This window comes from Rothia sp. QJM3NY_36, assembly GCF_056173115.1.
Genome location: NZ_CM149658.1, coordinates 493385 through 510048, shown reverse-complemented (window position 1 = coordinate 510048; position 16664 = coordinate 493385). Strand labels below are relative to the sequence as shown.

General features: G+C 65.6%; 9 protein-coding genes, 1 tRNA gene and 3 rRNA genes. 2 read left to right on the top strand and 11 right to left on the bottom strand.

Translation table 11 applies throughout. The annotated features are described in order from the left end of the window. Positions 1-60: 60 nt before the first annotated feature. From AC0VXQ_RS02210 to AC0VXQ_RS02190, 5 genes are all read right to left on the bottom strand, one after another. Positions 61-1023 carry a 1-phosphofructokinase family hexose kinase gene (locus AC0VXQ_RS02210; RefSeq protein ID WP_055684245.1) on the bottom strand — a complete coding sequence of 321 codons (963 nt, stop codon included), beginning with the start codon at positions 1021-1023 and terminating at the stop codon, positions 61-63. Further along, positions 1020-1811 (bottom strand): DeoR/GlpR family DNA-binding transcription regulator, encoded by a 792-nt coding sequence (locus AC0VXQ_RS02205; RefSeq protein ID WP_055684244.1) that lies wholly within the window; start codon positions 1809-1811, stop codon positions 1020-1022. Before AC0VXQ_RS02205 ends, AC0VXQ_RS02210 begins: the two co-directional genes overlap by 4 nt. Before the next feature lie 182 nt (positions 1812-1993). Then, positions 1994-2614: a histidine phosphatase family protein gene (locus tag AC0VXQ_RS02200; protein ID WP_055684243.1), complete on the bottom strand. Its 621-nt coding sequence runs from the start codon at positions 2612-2614 to the stop codon at positions 1994-1996. Between the two features lie 130 nt (positions 2615-2744). Continuing rightward, positions 2745-2818: transfer RNA gene (locus tag AC0VXQ_RS02195), tRNA-Thr, on the bottom strand. Between the two features lie 114 nt (positions 2819-2932). Next, positions 2933-3814 carry a DsbA family protein gene (locus tag AC0VXQ_RS02190; RefSeq protein ID WP_058730431.1) on the bottom strand — a complete coding sequence of 294 codons (882 nt, stop codon included), beginning with the start codon at positions 3812-3814 and terminating at the stop codon, positions 2933-2935. A 149-nt stretch (positions 3815-3963) separates the two neighbouring features. Between AC0VXQ_RS02190 and otsB the strand changes: the two genes are divergently transcribed. Then, on the top strand, positions 3964-6420 hold the full coding sequence (otsB, locus tag AC0VXQ_RS02185; RefSeq protein WP_064724926.1) for a trehalose-phosphatase: 2457 nt from the start codon (positions 3964-3966) through the stop codon (positions 6418-6420). 386 nt (positions 6421-6806) lie between these two features. On the opposite strand, the gene rrf is transcribed toward otsB, so the two are convergent. The 6 genes from rrf to AC0VXQ_RS02155 form a co-directional block, all read right to left on the bottom strand. Next, positions 6807-6924: ribosomal RNA gene (gene rrf / locus AC0VXQ_RS02180) — 5S ribosomal RNA — on the bottom strand. A gap of 175 nt (positions 6925-7099) precedes the next feature. Next, a 23S ribosomal RNA gene (locus AC0VXQ_RS02175) occupies positions 7100-10193 on the bottom strand. 423 nt (positions 10194-10616) lie between these two features. After that, positions 10617-12147, bottom strand: a 16S ribosomal RNA gene (locus AC0VXQ_RS02170). The 16S, 23S and 5S rRNA genes sit together here, the layout of an rRNA operon. A gap of 527 nt (positions 12148-12674) precedes the next feature. Further along, positions 12675-13661 (bottom strand): 23S rRNA (guanosine(2251)-2'-O)-methyltransferase RlmB, encoded by a 987-nt coding sequence (gene rlmB, locus AC0VXQ_RS02165; protein WP_058730289.1) that lies wholly within the window; start codon positions 13659-13661, stop codon positions 12675-12677. Between the two features lie 94 nt (positions 13662-13755). Beyond that, entirely contained in the window at positions 13756-15177 is a 1422-nt protein-coding gene (gene cysS / locus AC0VXQ_RS02160; RefSeq protein ID WP_100463839.1) for a cysteine--tRNA ligase, read from the bottom strand. Between the two features lie 140 nt (positions 15178-15317). Next, positions 15318-15839 (bottom strand): CarD family transcriptional regulator, encoded by a 522-nt coding sequence (locus AC0VXQ_RS02155; protein ID WP_058730287.1) that lies wholly within the window; start codon positions 15837-15839, stop codon positions 15318-15320. Between the two features lie 259 nt (positions 15840-16098). Between AC0VXQ_RS02155 and AC0VXQ_RS02150 the strand changes: the two genes are divergently transcribed. Further along, positions 16099-16620, top strand: coding sequence for a hypothetical protein (locus AC0VXQ_RS02150; protein WP_058730286.1), 522 nt, complete (start codon positions 16099-16101; stop codon positions 16618-16620). Positions 16621-16664 lie beyond the last annotated feature (44 nt).

Here is a 16664-nt window from a genome sequence, read left to right as displayed (position 1 = left end):
ACGTGGTGGTGACGACGGCGAGCGGTGCGCACGCGATCGAAGGGGTGGGGCCGTCCGGACTCACGAGCTGAGTTCCGTCACGGTGACGGCCTCCGGGGTGGTCTCCTCCAGGGTCGGCACCTGGGTGCCGGGCAGGGAGGCGGCGGCGGAGCCGTGGGCAACGGCCTGCACGAGGCATTCGCGGGGGGTGCGTCCGGCCTCGTGGGCCAGGAGGTACCCGGCCAGCGAGCAGTCGCCGGCCCCCACCGTGCTGCGGGCGCGGATCGGGGCGTGCTGGGCGTGCCAGGCGCCGTCCGCGGTGACCAGCACCGCGCCCTTGGCGCCCAGGGTGGCCAGCACAGCCTCGACCCCCCGGTCCACGAGCTCGCGGGCGGTGTCCGCGGTGGCCTGCGGGTGCGCCTCCAGCTGCTCCCACTCCCCCGGGCGGCCCACCAGCTCGGCCAGCTCCTCGGAGTTGGGCTTGATGAGGTTGGGCAGGCCGTCCTGGCCGTTGAGGGTGTCGCGCAGCGCGGCCCCGGAGGTGTCCACCGCGATGCGCGGGGCCTGATCGCCCAGGGACTCGCGCACGGCGCGGGAGACGACGGCGTAGTAGTCGCTGGGCACCCCGGGCGGCAGGGAGCCGGCCATGACCAGCCAGCTGCTGCCCTGGGCCTCGCGGATCAGCAGCCGCGTCAGCTCGCGCTGGGCGAGGTCGTCCACGGGCTCACCGGGGGCGTTGATCTTGGTGGTGGTGCCGTCCGGCTCGGCCACGGTCACGTTGGTGCGGATGGGCGCTCCGGTGGCCAGGTTGGAGTAGCGGACCTGGGCGGCGGTCAGCGCCTCCAGCACGGGGTCCCCGTCGTCCCCGGGCAGCACGGCGACGGTGCGCACGCCGGAGACGCTCAGGGCGCGGGCGATGTTCACCCCCTTGCCGCCGGGGTCGGCGACGGAGCGGCTGGCGCGGATGACGGTCCCGCGCGCCAGGGGCGCGGGGATCTCCACCGTGCGATCCAGGCTCGGATTGGCGGTCAGGGTCACGATCATGCGATGAGCACCTCTACGTTGGCTTGTTCCAGGGACTCGGCCAGGGAGCCCTCCGGCGCCCGGTCGGTGATGATGGCGTCCAGATCCTCCAGGCCAGCGAAGCGTACCAGGGACTCCTGGCCGAACTTCGCAGAATCGCACAGCAGAACCACGCGGCGGGCGGAGCGGACGATGGCGGTCTTCACGATCGCCTCGTTGAGCCCCGGGGTGGACAGTCCGAACTCCTCGTCCAGCCCGTTGACTCCGATCAGGGCGATGTCGGGGCGGATGCTGGCGAAGTGCTCGGCGGGGCGCGATCCCACCGCGGCCCAGGTCATCTTGCGCAGCTGCCCGCCGACCAGGTCGATGACGACGCCGCTGGCCTCGGCGAGCTTGACGGCGATGTGCAGGGCGTGGGTGATGATGATCCGGTCTGCACCGTTCTTCAGGGTGAAGTCCGAGGAGGCGATGAGGTCCGCGAGGATCTCGGTGGTGGATCCGGCGTCCAGGACGACGGCGCCGGCGTCGGATTCCCGCAGCAGCTGGTAGGCCCGGGCGGCGATGCGCTGCTTCTCCGGGGTGTTCATGGACTGGCGGGAGCCGATGCTGGATTCCACGGAGGTGGACTGCTCGGCCGTGACCGCCCCGCCGTGGACCCGGCGCAGCTTCCCGTCCGCCTCGAGGGCGGCCAGATCCCGTCGCACCGTCTCCATGGTGACGTCGTAGCGCCGGGCGAGTTCAGCACCATTGACTCGCCGCGCGGTGGCGACCAGCTTGGCGATCTCCGCCCGTCGTTCCTCAGCGAACATGGTGAAACACTCCTTGACGGCGACGAACAGTGGGCTCGTCTGCGCTCCCTTGATTTTATGTGGTTTTGTTTGGCTTGGTCAACGAGGACGGACCCAACCGGTCACAAACGCACACTCGTGGAGGCGGGAAAGCGCGGAGCGGGCGGGGCCTGAGGTGAGAGGCCGCCGGGCCGTGCGGCGACTCAGGCCTCGCCGTCGTCCAGGGAGGAGGGATCCCAGGCGAACAGCCCCTCCAGATCCACCTCCAGCGGCTCGGCGTTGGGCACGGTGGCCCGCCAGTCCCCCGGGGTGGTGGCCAGCAGCACCCGGCGGATCAGGGTGCCGTGACTGACGGCCAGGATCCGCTCTCCGGGGTGGGCCCGCACCAGCTCGCGGCAGGCGGCCACTCCGCGGCGGTAGACCTCGGCCTCGGCCTCCACGTCCTCGTAGAGGTCCTGCGGGTGACGCGAGTCCTCATAATCCAGCACCTGGCCCTCCGCGGTGCCGTAGTGGCGTTCGATGATCCCGGGCACGGTCTGCGCCACAGGGAGCCCCACCTGCTCCCCGATGATCTCGGCGGTCTCCCGGGCCCGGCCCAGCGGGGAGCAGACCAGCAGGTCCCAGCTCTCGGCAAGCTCCGCGATCCGCCGCCCGGCCTCCCGGGCCTGAGCCCGCCCGGTGTCGTTCAGGGGGATGTCGGAGGTGCCCTGCATCCGGCCTGCGGCGTTCCAGTCCGTCTGTCCGTGGCGCACGAGCACCAGGCGCCCGGAGAGCAGGGACGGCTCGATCGGCTGGGAGGCTGCGCGGTGCTCGGCGGGGGCCACGGGGATCCTTTCGACGGGTGGGGCGGACAGCTTCCGATCCTACTGCCGATGCCCCCTCCCCGATCGCCGCACGCGGCGCAGACGCGCCGACCCGGTCAGGGATCACCTGACCGGGTCGGCGCGTGCGCGGAGCCCCCTGCCGGATTCGAACCGGCGACCCTCTGTTTACAAGACAGATGCTCTGGCCAGCTGAGCTAAGGAGGCGGGGACCCGCACCGCCGGCGGAGAGGTTCCGCGGGGCGGTTGCGGGTCTCCAGCAGGATACCCGGTGCCCCCGGGGCCGCCCAATCGCCGGGCGGCGCTCCGAGGGCGGACGGGTCAGGATTCCTTCTTGGCCTTGATCGCCTCATCCAGGGCCGAGGAGAAGTCCGTCGTCTGGGTCTCGGTGCTGTCCACGTAGACCGTGGGGGTGCCCTGGATGCCGTTCTCCTTGGACTCGGCGACGGTGACGTTGACCATCGGCCGGTAGTCCATCGAGTCCATCGCGCTCTTGATGTCCGCGCCGTACTTGGAGGCGATGTCCTCCAGCTCGGAGTTCTTCAGCCCGCCTTCGCCCTGGTGGGAGAACATCTCCTCCTGCCAGTCCAGGAACTTCTCCGTGCTCACCTGCTCGGCGACCGCGTAGGCGGCCACCGCGGCGCGGGAGGAGTACTCGGTGGTGGTCTCCGCGTCGAGGAAGTTCAGGTTGCGCACCTCCAGCTCGATCTCCCCGTCCAGGACCTTCTTCTTGATGTCCTCGCCGTAGGCCTTCTCGAACTCGGCGCAGTGGATGCAGTTGTAGTCCTGGAACATGGTCAGGCGCACCGGCTTGCCGTTCTTCTTCGCCTCCTCAGCCGTGGGCAGCCCCACGGGCAGGGTGGCGGACTGCCCGTCGGAGGCGGAGGCGGAGACCGTGGAGGTCTTCAGGTCGTTGACATCACGGGAGGCTTCGTCGGAGGAGTTCTTGACGATGCCGTCCTTGGTCAGCACGATCCCGCCGTACTGGTTGGCGCTGCTGGGCACGGCCCCGGCGTCGGGGATATCGGTGCTGCGCGTCTGGGTGTAGACGATGGCGATGACCGCGATGATGACGACGAGCACCGCGATCACGGCGGCTTGCAGCCAGCGTCGGTTGGCGCTGGCGGAGCGGGCCTGTCGGTCCGCGATCTGTCGGGCCCGCTCGCGCGCGTCGGAGGTGCGCTGCGTGGAGGAAGGGGACAAGGTGATGACTCGCTTTTCGTCGCAGGGTACGTCGATCGCAGGTCAGTCTAGCGGGGCCGTCTGGACGGGTCCTGGCCGCCGGGTCATCGTCGCCTGTCCGGGCGGGCTGCCCGGGTAGGATTGTGGTGCAGACCTCGAAGGAGAACCACATGTCCGATCCAGCAGCATCCACGACTGAGGGCACCGGGCGGGGGGCCTACGACTTCGTCGTCGTCGCCAACCGCCTGCCCGTCGACCGCGTCGTCGACGACGACGGCGCCGCGTCCTGGCGGCGCTCTCCCGGCGGGCTGGTCAGCGCCCTGGCCCCCGTCATGTCCACCCACGACGGCGCCTGGGTCGGCTGGCACGGCGCCGCCGATGAGCGCCTCGAGCCCTTCGACCACGACGTCTTCCATCTAGTGCCCGTGCCCCTGTCCGAGGACGAGGTGCGCCGCTACTACGAGGGCTTCTCGAATGCGACCATCTGGCCGCTGTACCACGACGTCATCGCGCCCCCGGAGTTCCACCGCACCTGGTGGGACACCTACCGGGAGGTGAACCGGCGCTTCGCCGAGGCCGCCGCGGCCAACGCCGCCGAGAACGCGACCGTGTGGGTGCAGGACTACCAGCTGCAGCTGGTGCCCGCGATGCTGCGGACCCTGCGCCCGGACCTGACCATCGGCTTCTTCGACCACATCCCCTTCCCGCCCCTGGAGATCTTCGCGCAGCTGCCCTGGCGCCGTCAGGTGCTCACCGGGCTGCTGGGCGCGGATCTGCTGGGCTTCCAGCGCCCGGGGGACGCCTCGAACTTCCGGCGCTGCTGCGAGAAGCTGCTGGGCATCCAGTTCGACGGCGAGAAGGCGGAGGTCTCCCAGCGCCCGCGCGACGAGGTGGATGAGGACTCCCCGTCGGAGCGCTACCGCCGCACCCATTCCACCGTGCTGCCGGGGGTGACCTCCCGGCGCCGGGCCAAGCGCGAGCTGAAGGACCGGAAGCTGTCCACGTGGGTCACCCGGGCGGCTTCCTACCCCATCTCCATCGACGTGGAGGCGGTCACCGAGATGGCCTCGCGTCCGGAGACCAAGCGCCGGGCCCGGCAGATTCGGGAGGAGCTGGGCAATCCGGAGACCGTGTACCTGGGGGTGGACCGGCTGGACTACACCAAGGGGATCCGGCACCGGCTGAAGGCCTACGGGGAGCTGCTCAACGACGGCGACCTCACCGTGGAGACCTCCGCGATGATCCAGGTGGCCAGCCCCTCCCGGGAGCGGGTGGAGTCCTACATCCAGCTGCGCGAGCAGATCGAGGGCACCGTGGGGCGGCTGAACGGCCAGTTCGACACCATGGCCCACACGGCTATCCGCTATCTGCACCACAGCTACCCCTTCCCCGAGATGGTGGCCCTGTACCTGGCCTCCGACGTCATGGTCGTCTCCTCGCTGCGCGACGGGATGAACCTCGTGGCCAAGGAGTACGCGGTGGCCCACACGGACAATCGGGGTGCCCTGGTGCTCTCGGAGTTCACGGGGGCCGCGGAGCAGCTGCCCAGCGCGATCACCATCAACCCGCACGACATCGACGGCTTCAAGGACGCCCTGCTGTATGCGCGGGACATGTCGGAGGAGGAGCGGCGGACTCGGATGCGTTCGATCCGCGAGCAGATCTTCGCCCACGACGTCGAGGACTGGTCGACCCGGTTCCTGGATGACCTGTCCCGGATCCGCTCCGAGGGTCTGGGCCCGGACCCGACGACGGACGAGCTGCCGACGGTGCCGCTTCCCGTGATGGACCGAGGCCACGGACCGTTCCCCAACCAGGCCATCGAGGAGGAGCTGCAGCGGGTGGCCGAGGCCGAGAATCTGCTGGTCGCCATGGACTTCGACGGGACCCTCGCCCCGTTCACCACCCGACCCGAGGACGCCCGGCCTCTGCCGCTGTCGCAGACCTCGCTGGAGGACCTGGCCCAGCAGCCGGACACCTATGTCGCGCTGATCTCGGGACGACCCATGAGCTTCCTGCGCGAGATTGCGGATCCGGAGCATCGGATGCTGCTGTCGGGTTCCCACGGCGGGGAGTTCGACGTCTCCGCTGCGGGACAGGAATCCCCCGCCCTGACCCTCGACGAGGATCAGCGACGCGTGCTGGAGGAGGCGACCGAGGCGATCCGTGAGCTGGTGAGTCGGTATCCGGGCTCGGATATCGAGTACAAGCCGGCCGGCGTCGTGTTCCACACCCGCCCGATGGAGGATCACGGACTGGCCCAGGCCGCGGAGGCCGAGGCGGTGCGGGTTCTCAAGGGCATCGAGGGCCTGCACCTCACGCCGGGGCAGCACGTCGTGGAGTCCTCCGTGCTGCAGGTGGACAAGGGCGATGCGATGCGCCTGTTCAAGGAGGCCACCGACGCCGACTGCGCGGTGTTCGCCGGGGATGACCTCACGGACGAGCATGCCCTGAGCGCTCTGGGCGCCGAGGACCTCGGGGTGAAGGTGGGCCGCGCCGAGTCGATCGCGCGGGTGCGGGTCACCGGACCGGAGGCCATGTCGCACATGCTGGCCCGTCTGGCTCACCTGCGCCGCAAGCACACCCGCGCCCTGCAGCAGGTGGAGGAGGCGACCAGCCGAGACTGACCGAGCCGAGTGACGGCGGGGGGGGCATCCTCCCGGCACGTCACGAAGGGGCGGCGGATCGACCACGATCCGCCGCCCCTTTCACATGGCTCGTTCCGGCGACGGGACCCCCGACGACGACGTCGCCGCCGGTGGTGGCCAAGGCCCACCGCCGGCCCCGGGGGTCGCTCAGCGACGGGCCAGACTGCCCCGCCTCACGCTGCGCGCCAGCTGGCACGCTGCCCCGAAGGGCGGGGAAGGGTCTCCGGGCACGAAAAAAAGGGGGCCCCACACCGGGACCCCCACCACCCACAACCACGGACCCCGCCAAGCCCCGCACATCCCGCGGGCACAAAAAAAGGGTGGGGATCCCCGACCGGGGACCCCCACCACCATCAAAAAATGAATCTCGGCGGCGACCTACTCTCCCACACACCTACCGGGTGCAGTACCATCAGCGCTAAGAGCCTTAACTACCGGGTTCGGAAAGGGACCGGGTGTACCCCTCTTGCCATAACCACCGAGAAAAACACGGGCCAACCACCATCCAGGCACCCACCACCAACCCCACCCACCAGGGAAACACCCCCAAGGGTCACGGGTTCATGGTCAGCACCCCACACGGGTTGCTATCCCAAAACCATACAGTGAACACGAACACCAACACACGACCATCAAACAACCATGATCACCATGATGTGTAGATAAGTCTTCGGCCTATTAGTACCAGTCAACTCCACCAGTCTTCAGTCCCGGCTTCCATACCTGGCCTATCAACCCCGTCATCTACAGGGAGCCTCACACCCAACAAAAGGGCAAGGAGAACTCATCTCGAAGCAAGCTTCCCGCTTAGATGCTTTCAGCGGTTATCTCTCCCGAACGTAGCCAATCAGCCATGCACCTGGCGGTACAACTGACATACCAGAGGTTCGTCCGTCCCGGTCCTCTCGTACTAAGGACAGGCCTCCACAATTCTCCAACGCACGCAGCGGATAGGGACCGAACTGTCTCACGACGTTCTGAACCCAGCTCGCGTACCGCTTTAATGGGCGAACAGCCCAACCCTTGGGACCAACTCCAGCCCCAGGATGCGACGAGCCGACATCGAGGTGCCAAACCATGCCGTCGATATGGACTCTTGGGCAAGATCAGCCTGTTATCCCCGAGGTACCTTTTATCCGTTGAGCGACGGCCATTCCACAATGAACCGCCGGATCACTAGTCCCGACTTTCGTCCCTGCTCGACCTGCCAGTCTCACAGTCAAGCTCCCTTGTGCACTTACACTCAACACCTGATTGCCAACCAGGCTGAGGGAACCTTTGGGCGCCTCCGTTACTCTTTAGGAGGCAACCGCCCCAGTTAAACTACCCATCAGGCACTGTCCCTGACCCAGATCATGGGCCGAAGTTAGACATCCAATATGACCAGAGTGGTATTTCAACAACGACTCCACCACCACTAGCGTGATGACTTCACAGTCTCCCACCTATCCTACACAAGCCACACCGAACACCAATACCAAACTATAGTAAAGGTCACGGGGTCTTTCCGTCCTGCTGCGCGAAACGAGCATCTTTACTCGTACTGCAATTTCGCCGAGTTCATGGTTGAGACAGTAGGGAAGTCGTTACTCCATTCGTGCAGGTCGGAACTTACCCGACAAGGAATTTCGCTACCTTAGGATGGTTATAGTTACCACCGCCGTTTACTGGGGCTTAAATTCTCCGCTTCGACCCCGAAGGGCCTAACGAGTCCTCTTAACCTTCCAGCACCGGGCAGGAGTCAGTCCGTATACATCGTCTTGCGACTTCGCACGGACCTGTGTTTTTGATAAACAGTCGCTTCCCCCTGGTCTCTGCGACCCATACACGCTCCCCGGAGCAAGCCCGGTTCACGCTCAAGGTCCCCCTTCTCCCGAAGTTACGGGGGCATTTTGCCGAGTTCCTTAACCATGATTCTCTCGAACGCCTTAGTATTCTCTACCTGATCACCTGTGTCGGTTTAGGGTACGGGCAACTAGAACCTCACGCCGATGCTTTTCTCGACAGCATAGGATCACCGAATCCCCCCACCAAAGGGGGTCCCATCACATCTCAGGCACACGGGGCGCGCATTTAACAACACCCCACCCTACATGCTTAGACCACGACAACCACCGCGTGGCCCGGCTACCTTCCTGCGTCACACCTGTTAACACGCTTACCTCCCTGGCTCAGGCCCCACGCTCCCCACCAGAAGCCACACAAAATGCGGCCACAGTGGTTCGGGTGGTTAGTATCACCAGCTCAGTATGGACGGTCCTTCGTCGGTACGGGAATATCAACCCGTTATCCATCGACTACGCCTGACGGCCTCGCCTTAGGCCCCGACTAACCCAGGGAAGATTAGCTTGACCCTGGAACCCTTGATCATCCGGCGGATACGTTTCTCACGCATCATTCGCTACTCATGCCTGCATTCTCACTCGCATAGCCTCCACCACTCGTTCACACGGCAGCTTCACCGGCCACACGACGCTCCCCTACCCAACAACAAAACGCTGTTGCCACAACTTCGGCGGTGTACTTGAGCCCCGCTACATTGTCGGCGCAGAATCACTTGACCAGTGAGCTATTACGCACTCTTTCAAGGATGGCTGCTTCTAAGCCAACCTCCTGGTTGTCTCAGCAACTCCACATCCTTTCCCACTTAGCACACGCTTAGGGGCCTTAGTTGATGGTCTGGGCTGTTTCCCTCTCGACAATGAAGCTTATCCCCCACTGTCTCACTGCCACGCTAAAACTTACCGGCATTCGGAGTTTGGCAGACGTCAGTAACCCGATAAGGCCCATCAGCCAACCAGTAGCTCTACCTCCAGCAAGCAACACGCAACGCTGCACCTAAATGCATTTCGGGGAGAACCAGCTATCACAGAGTTTGATTGGCCTTTCACCCCTACCCACAGCTCATCCCCTCCATTTTCAACTGAAGTGGGTTCGGTCCTCCACGCGCTCTTACACACGCTTCAACCTGGCCATGGGTAGATCACTCCGCTTCGGGTCTAGATCCTGCCACTCACACGCCCTCTTCAGACTCGCTTTCGCTACGACTACCCCACACGGGTTAACCTCGCGACAGAACACTAACTCGCAGGCTCATTCTTCAAAAGGCACGCCATCACCCCAAAAGGCTCTGACGGCTTGTAGGCACACGGTTTCAGGTACTATTTCACTCCCCTCCCGGGGTACTTTTCACCATTCCCTCACGGTACTGATCCACTATCGGTCACAAGAAAGTATTTAGACTTACCAGGTGGTCCTGGCAGATTCACACGAGATTTCACGGGCCCCGTGCTACTCGGGAAACAACACCATGCAGCAGCCACGGTTTCAGCTACAGGACTCTCACCCTCTACGGCACGCCATCCCAGGCGCTTCGCCTACCGCAACACACCACACCACCAGCCGGTAAGAACTGGCACGCATCACTCCCACAACCCCCATGATGCAACCCCTCACCGGTATCACACACCACAGGTTTAGTCTCATCCGCTTTCGCTCGCCACTACTCACAGAATCATTAGTTATTTTCTCTTCCTGAGGGTACTGAGATGTTTCACTTCCCCTCGTTCCCTCCACACACCCTATACATTCAGGTGCAGGTCACCACCCTTGACAAGTGGCGGGGTTCCCCCATTCGGAAATCCTCGAATCAACGTCCTGTTATCGACTCCCCGAGGCTTATCGCAGATTCACACGTCCTTCATCGGCTTCTTGTGCCAAGGCATCCACCGTGCGCCCTAAACAACTTAGCCACACACAGATAATCACAGATACACTCAACAATCGCAGATACACCACACCCAGCAACCACCAGAAACCCAGCAGTCACCAGACACGGCATACCAGAATAAAATTGATGCTCGCGTCCACTATATAGTTCTCAAACAACAACCCACACCACCACCAACACCACACACAACGCATAGCACCAGCAGCAGCCAGGCAAACCCAAGACAACCACCCCAACCCACACCAGCAACAGGAAACCCATCACCAGCACGGGTCAGAAGCTCATTGCCTCAAAACCCAACAGCATGCTCCATCCACTCCACTCACCACACCACCAGCCACACAAGCCAGCAGCATGACAAGAACAGGCGCACATTCCACCCATGAGCAAACCCCACGCACCACACTCGGGCACGAACAGGGCCAACCAAAGTTGAGCTCCTTAGAAAGGAGGTGATCCAGCCGCACCTTCCGGTACGGCTACCTTGTTACGACTTAGTCCCAATCGCCAGTCCCACCTTCGACGACTCCCTCCACAAGGGTTAGGCCATCGGCTTCGGGTGTTACCAACTTTCGTGACTTGACGGGCGGTGTGTACAAGGCCCGGGAACGTATTCACCGCAGCGTTGCTGATCTGCGATTACTAGCGACTCCGACTTCATGGGGTCGAGTTGCAGACCCCAATCCGAACTGAGACCGGCTTTTTGGGATTAGCTCCACCTCACAGTATCGCAACCCATTGTACCGGCCATTGTAGCATGCGTGAAGCCCAAGACATAAGGGGCATGATGATTTGACGTCATCCCCACCTTCCTCCGAGTTGACCCCGGCAGTCTCCTATGAGTCCCCACCATCACGTGCTGGCAACATAGAACGAGGGTTGCGCTCGTTGCGGGACTTAACCCAACATCTCACGACACGAGCTGACGACAACCATGCACCACCTGTACACCAGCCCAAAAGGGAAGAACCATCTCTGGAACGATCCGGTGTATGTCAAGCCTTGGTAAGGTTCTTCGCGTTGCATCGAATTAATCCGCATGCTCCGCCGCTTGTGCGGGCCCCCGTCAATTCCTTTGAGTTTTAGCCTTGCGGCCGTACTCCCCAGGCGGGGCACTTAATGCGTTAGCTACGGCGCGGAAAACGTGGAATGTCCCCCACACCTAGTGCCCAACGTTTACGGCATGGACTACCAGGGTATCTAATCCTGTTCGCTCCCCATGCTTTCGCTCCTCAGCGTCAGTAACAGCCCAGTAACCTGCCTTCGCCATCGGTGTTCCTCCTGATATCTGCGCATTTCACCGCTACACCAGGAATTCCAGTTACCCCTACTGCACTCTAGCCTGCCCGTACCCACTGCACACCCGGAGTTAAGCCCCGGGCTTTCACAGCAGACGCGACAAGCCGCCTACGAGCTCTTTACGCCCAATAATTCCGGACAACGCTTGCGCCCTACGTATTACCGCGGCTGCTGGCACGTAGTTAGCCGGCGCTTCTTCTGCAGGTACCGTCACTTCCGCTTCTTCCCTGCTGAAAGAGGTTTACAACCCGAAGGCCGTCATCCCTCACGCGGCGTCGCTGCATCAGGCTTGCGCCCATTGTGCAATATTCCCCACTGCTGCCTCCCGTAGGAGTCTGGGCCGTGTCTCAGTCCCAGTGTGGCCGGTCACCCTCTCAGGCCGGCTACCCGTCGTCGCCTTGGTAGGCCATTACCCCACCAACCAGCTGATAGGCCGTGAGCCCATCTAAGACCAGTACATAACCCTTTCCACCACCAGCCCATGCGGGCAGTAGTCGCATCCGGTATTAGACCCAGTTTCCCAGGCTTATCCCAGAGTCAAAGGCAGGTCACTCACGTATTACTCACCCGTTCGCCACTCATCCACCCGGTGCAAGCACCAGGCTTCAGCGTTCGACTTGCATGTGTTAAGCACGCCGCCAGCGTTCGTCCTGAGCCAGGATCAAACTCTCCGTTGAAAAACAAAAAGCATGAACACTGGACTCATCAAAATAAATGAACAGCGCAACGCATCACCAGCCACGGGGTGGCCTCCACGCTGCACCAACACTCTGCATGATGACCACAGTCATTCACAAAAAATACTTGGTATGCACCATCAGAGTGAACAAAGCACACTATTGAGTTCTCAAACAACGAGCCTGTCTCGGCAACGCAACTCCCGAATCTTCGGAAGCCCGCTCCCGCGGCCGCCGGATCAACTGTAGTCCAGTCTTCCCGGCCGGTCAACCCGGCGTTTCCGCCGTGTTCACCTGCTGCTCCCCTTCCTCCCACATCGTGGTCGTGCGAAGCAGCGGATCCCCACTCTAGACCATCGGATCATCCGGCGCAAGCCGGTGCCGCGGTCCACGTGGGCCGCGCCGCCGCGGACCCTTCCGGGCCTCTCGGCGACTCGGTCAACAGTACACAGGCCACCGGAGGCCGGCAAGCCGGAGGAGCATGACGTGCATCGCACTTCCCGCGGCCCCCGGCCACCCGCCTGCGCTCAGGCCGCGGCCGCCCGACGTCGGGCCACCTCGTACAGGGTGATGCCCACCGCCATCGAGGCGTTCAGGGACTCCATCGCGCTGTCGATCGGGATGGAGACGATCTGATCGCAGTTCTCCGCGACCAGCCGCGACAGGCCCTTGCCCTCGGAGCCGGCGACGATGCACAGCGGCTCCGTGGCCAGCTCCAGCTCGGGCAGGGAGACCTCGCCGTCCCCGTCCAGCCCGACCACGAACACGCCCTGGGTCTTCAGGTCCTGGATGACCCGCGTCAGGTTGGTCGCCTTCGCCACCGGGATCCGCGACGCCGCACCGGCGCTGGTCTTCCAGGCCGAGGCCGTGACACCCGCGGCCCGGCGCTCCGGGACGATGACCGCCTGCCCGGCGAAGGCCGACACGCTGCGGATCACCGCCCCCAGGTTGCGCGGATCCGTGATCCCGTCCAGGGCCACGAACAGCGGGGGACGCTGCAGACGCCCCTCCTGCCAATCCGCCATGACGGCCCGGGTCAGATCCCCGGCGTCGGGGTACTTGTACTGCGGGATCTGCAGGGCGACCCCCTGATGCACCGCGCCCTCGGTGAGCCGCTCGATCTCGCTGCGGGTGATCTCCAGGGCCGGCACGTCCAGCTTGGTCACGGTCGCGACGATCTCCTTGACCCGCTCATCGGCCTCGATGTTGGCCATGACGTACAGGTGCTTGGCGGGGATCCCCGCGCGCAGCGACTCCAGGACCGCGTTGCGCCCGGTCACCAGCTCCTCGCTCGTGCGCTTGCCGCCCAGCCGCTGGGAGGTGCGCCGGGCGGTGTTGGTGGCCTGGCGGTTGGCCGCGGCCCGCTTCATCTTGTGCGCCTTGTGATAGGGCCGGTCCTCCGCCTTGGGCGTAGGGCCCTTGCCTTCCAGGGCCTTGCGGCCGTGCCCGCCCGTGCCCTTCAGCGGACCCTTCTTGCCCTTCCGGATCGCCCCGGGTCGTCTGCTCTCAGCCATCTTCTGGTGTCCTCCGCGTCTTCGTGTCCTGCATGGGCGAGGGCCACCCGGCCCATCGCGTCGTCGTGTCCTGCGTGTGCTCCCGCCCGGAGCCTCACACGCTCCAGGTCGAGCCCTCGGGGCCGTCCTCCACCCGGACCCCGGCCGCGGCCAGCTGGTCCCGCAGCTCATCGGCGCGCGCCCACTCCCGCTGAGCCCGGGCCTGCGCGCGCTGATCCACCAGCGAGCGGACCAGGGCATCCAGGGCACGGTGCTCGGCGTCCCCGTCGGAGCCTGCCGAGCCGGCGAAGCTCATCAGGGGGCTCAGCCCGAGCACGTCGGTCATCGCCCGCACCTCGCGGGCGCGGGCCGCGGCATCCTGCGTGCGTCCCTCGGCCCGAGCGGCGTTGCCCGCGCGCACGGTCTCGTGCAGCACGGCCAGGGCCTGCGGGACGTTGAGGTCATCGTCCATCGCCTCGCCGAAGGCCTCCGGGACCTCGCCGGCCTCCGGGACCCCCGCCGCGACGAGGAAGGCCTCCACCCGCTCGACGGCGGTGCCCGCCTCCTCCAGGGAGGTCGGCCGGTAGTCCAGCACGGAGCGGTAATGGGCCTGACCCAGGTAGTAGCGCACCGCCAGGGGTCGGGCCGCGGCGAGCATATCCGCCGGAGAGACCGTGTTGCCGATGGACTTGGACATCTTCTCGCCCTCGTAGGTCACCAGCCCGTTGTGCAGCCAGAAGTTCGCGAAGCCGTATCCGGCCGCGGTGGACTGGGCCAGCTCGTTCTCGTGGTGCGGGAAGCGCAGGTCCAGCCCGCCGCCGTGGATGTCGAAGCGCTCGCCCAGATACTTCCCGGCCATCGCCGAGCACTCCAGGTGCCAGCCCGGCCGGCCTCGGCCCCACGGGGAATCCCAGGAGGCCGTCAGCGGCTCGCCCTCCTTGTGTCCCTTCCACAGGGCGAAGTCCCGGGGGTCGCGCTTGCCGCGCGGATCCGCGTCCGGGGCGTCCTGCATGTCCTCGACCCGCTGGCGGGTGAGGCTGCCGTAATCCGGCCAGGAGCGCACGTCGAAGTAGACGTCACCGGAGTCATCCAGGGCGGGGTAGGCGTGGCCGCGCTCGATCAGCCGGGCGATCAGCGCGTGCATCTCCGGGATGTGCCCGGTGGCCCGCGGCTCGTAGGTGGGCGGGTCGATGCCCAGGGCCGCGTAGGCGTCGGCGAAGACCTTCTCGAAGCGGTAGGCCAGCGCCCACCACGGCTCATCCGGGTGCTCCCCCGTGTAGCCCGGGGCACTGGAGGCCTCGGCGTTGGCGAGGATCTTGTCGTCGATGTCCGTCACGTTGCGCACCGTGGTCACCCGGTACCCGCGGTGCTGAAGCCAGCGCCGCAGCAGGTCGAAGACCAGGGCGGAGCGGACGTGGCCGATGTGCGGGGCGCCCTGGACGGTCGCGCCGCAGTAGTACAGCCGGGCCTCACCCGGATGCACGGGCTGGAAATCGCGGATGGCGGCGGTATCGGTGCTGTAGAAACGCAGACTCACCCGGCCCAGTCTACCGATGCGCCCCCGCGCGGCAGCGCCGTGCGGTCACACCGGTTCACCCGCGCACGACGACGGGCGCGCCCCCTCCGCGCGGGAAGGGGGACGCGCCCGTCGTCGGCTCCGCGGCGGGGCCGCGGAAGTCACTTCTTCGCCGGCTCGGCCTCCTGGGCGGCCTCGGTGCCCTCGGCCAGGATCCGATCCAGCTCCGCCTCCGCGGCGTCCTCGTCGATGTCCCGCGCCAGGGCCACCTCCGAGGAGAGGATCTGGCGGGCCTTGGACAGCATCCGCTTCTCCCCGGCCGACAGGCCCTTGACCTGCTCGCGACGCCACAGATCGCGCACCACCTCGGCGACCTTCAGCACGTCGCCGGAGGCCAGCTTCTCCGTGTTGGCCTTGAAGCGCCGGGACCAGTTGGCGGCCTCCTCGACATCGGAGGCCTGCAGCACGGAGATGACCTCGGCCAGGCCCTCCTCGTCGACGACGTCGCGCACCCCGACCATGTCCACGTTGTCCGCGGGGACCTCGATCGTCAGATCCCCCTGGGCCACCTGGAGCTTCAGATAGGTCTTCTCCTCGCCCTTGATCACGCGGGTCTTGATCTCCTCGATCGTGGCCGCTCCGTGATGCGGATACACGACGGTCTCGCCGACCTCAAAAAGCATATGGTCTACCCCTTTCAGCCCGCCTATCCTAGCACGCGCGTGGGCTTGCTCACCGATCCCGACCGGTCGGGCCGCAACCCGGGTGCACCGGAAGGCACCCGGGCGGCACGACGCGGCCATACCCACCGCGGGTGTCATGCTGACGCATCGTCGCCACAAGGGGCTAGACTGGGGCCGCACAGGCCCTGCCCCCGACCGCGCCCACCCGGGCGCGAGACGGACACGGCGCACCGCATCACCACATCTCGAGGAGTCCTACGTGACGTTCGCACCCCGCTCAGGCGCCCGCCGCATCGGAGCGACCGCGGCGCTGGCCGCGGCCGTGCTCACGGCCACCGCCGGCTGCGGCTACATCCACCAGCAGCCCACGACCTTCCACTACGACGCCTCCGACGGTGTGAGTGCCAACGTCGGGGACATCCGGGTGCGCAACATCATGGTCGTCGCCAACGACGCCGACTCCGAGGGCCGCCTGCTCGGCACCGTGCTCAACGGCGCGGACCGGGCGGCGACCGTCACCGTGGACACCGGCAAGGCCACCGCCCGCATCGAGGTGCCCGCCAACTCCGAGGTCCACCTCGAAGACGACGAGACCCTCGTGGACCCGGCCGGGGTGCTGCCGGGCAAGATGCTGGAGGGCACGAAGATCTCCGTGGGCGGGCAGTCCACCACCACCGACGTCCCCGTGCTCAACGGCGCGCTGGACGAGTACCGCCAGTACATCCCCGGCGGCTCCGACTACACCCCGCCGGCCAAGCCCACCGAGGGCCACGGGCACTGATGACCCCGGGGCCGAGCGCCCCTCCCCCGTCACCCGCACGCGAG

Coding starts and splice junctions, on each gene's coding strand:
- AC0VXQ_RS02155 (WP_058730287.1), bottom strand. CDS start 15,839: ATGCTTTTTGAGGTCGGCGAGACCGTCGTGTATCCGCATCACGGAGCG.
- rlmB (WP_058730289.1), bottom strand. CDS start 13,661: ATGGCTGAGAGCAGACGACCCGGGGCGATCCGGAAGGGCAAGAAGGGT.
- AC0VXQ_RS02205 (WP_055684244.1), bottom strand. CDS start 1,811: ATGTTCGCTGAGGAACGACGGGCGGAGATCGCCAAGCTGGTCGCCACC.
- AC0VXQ_RS02210 (WP_055684245.1), bottom strand. CDS start 1,023: ATGATCGTGACCCTGACCGCCAATCCGAGCCTGGATCGCACGGTGGAG.
- otsB (WP_064724926.1), top strand. CDS start 3,964: ATGTCCGATCCAGCAGCATCCACGACTGAGGGCACCGGGCGGGGGGCC.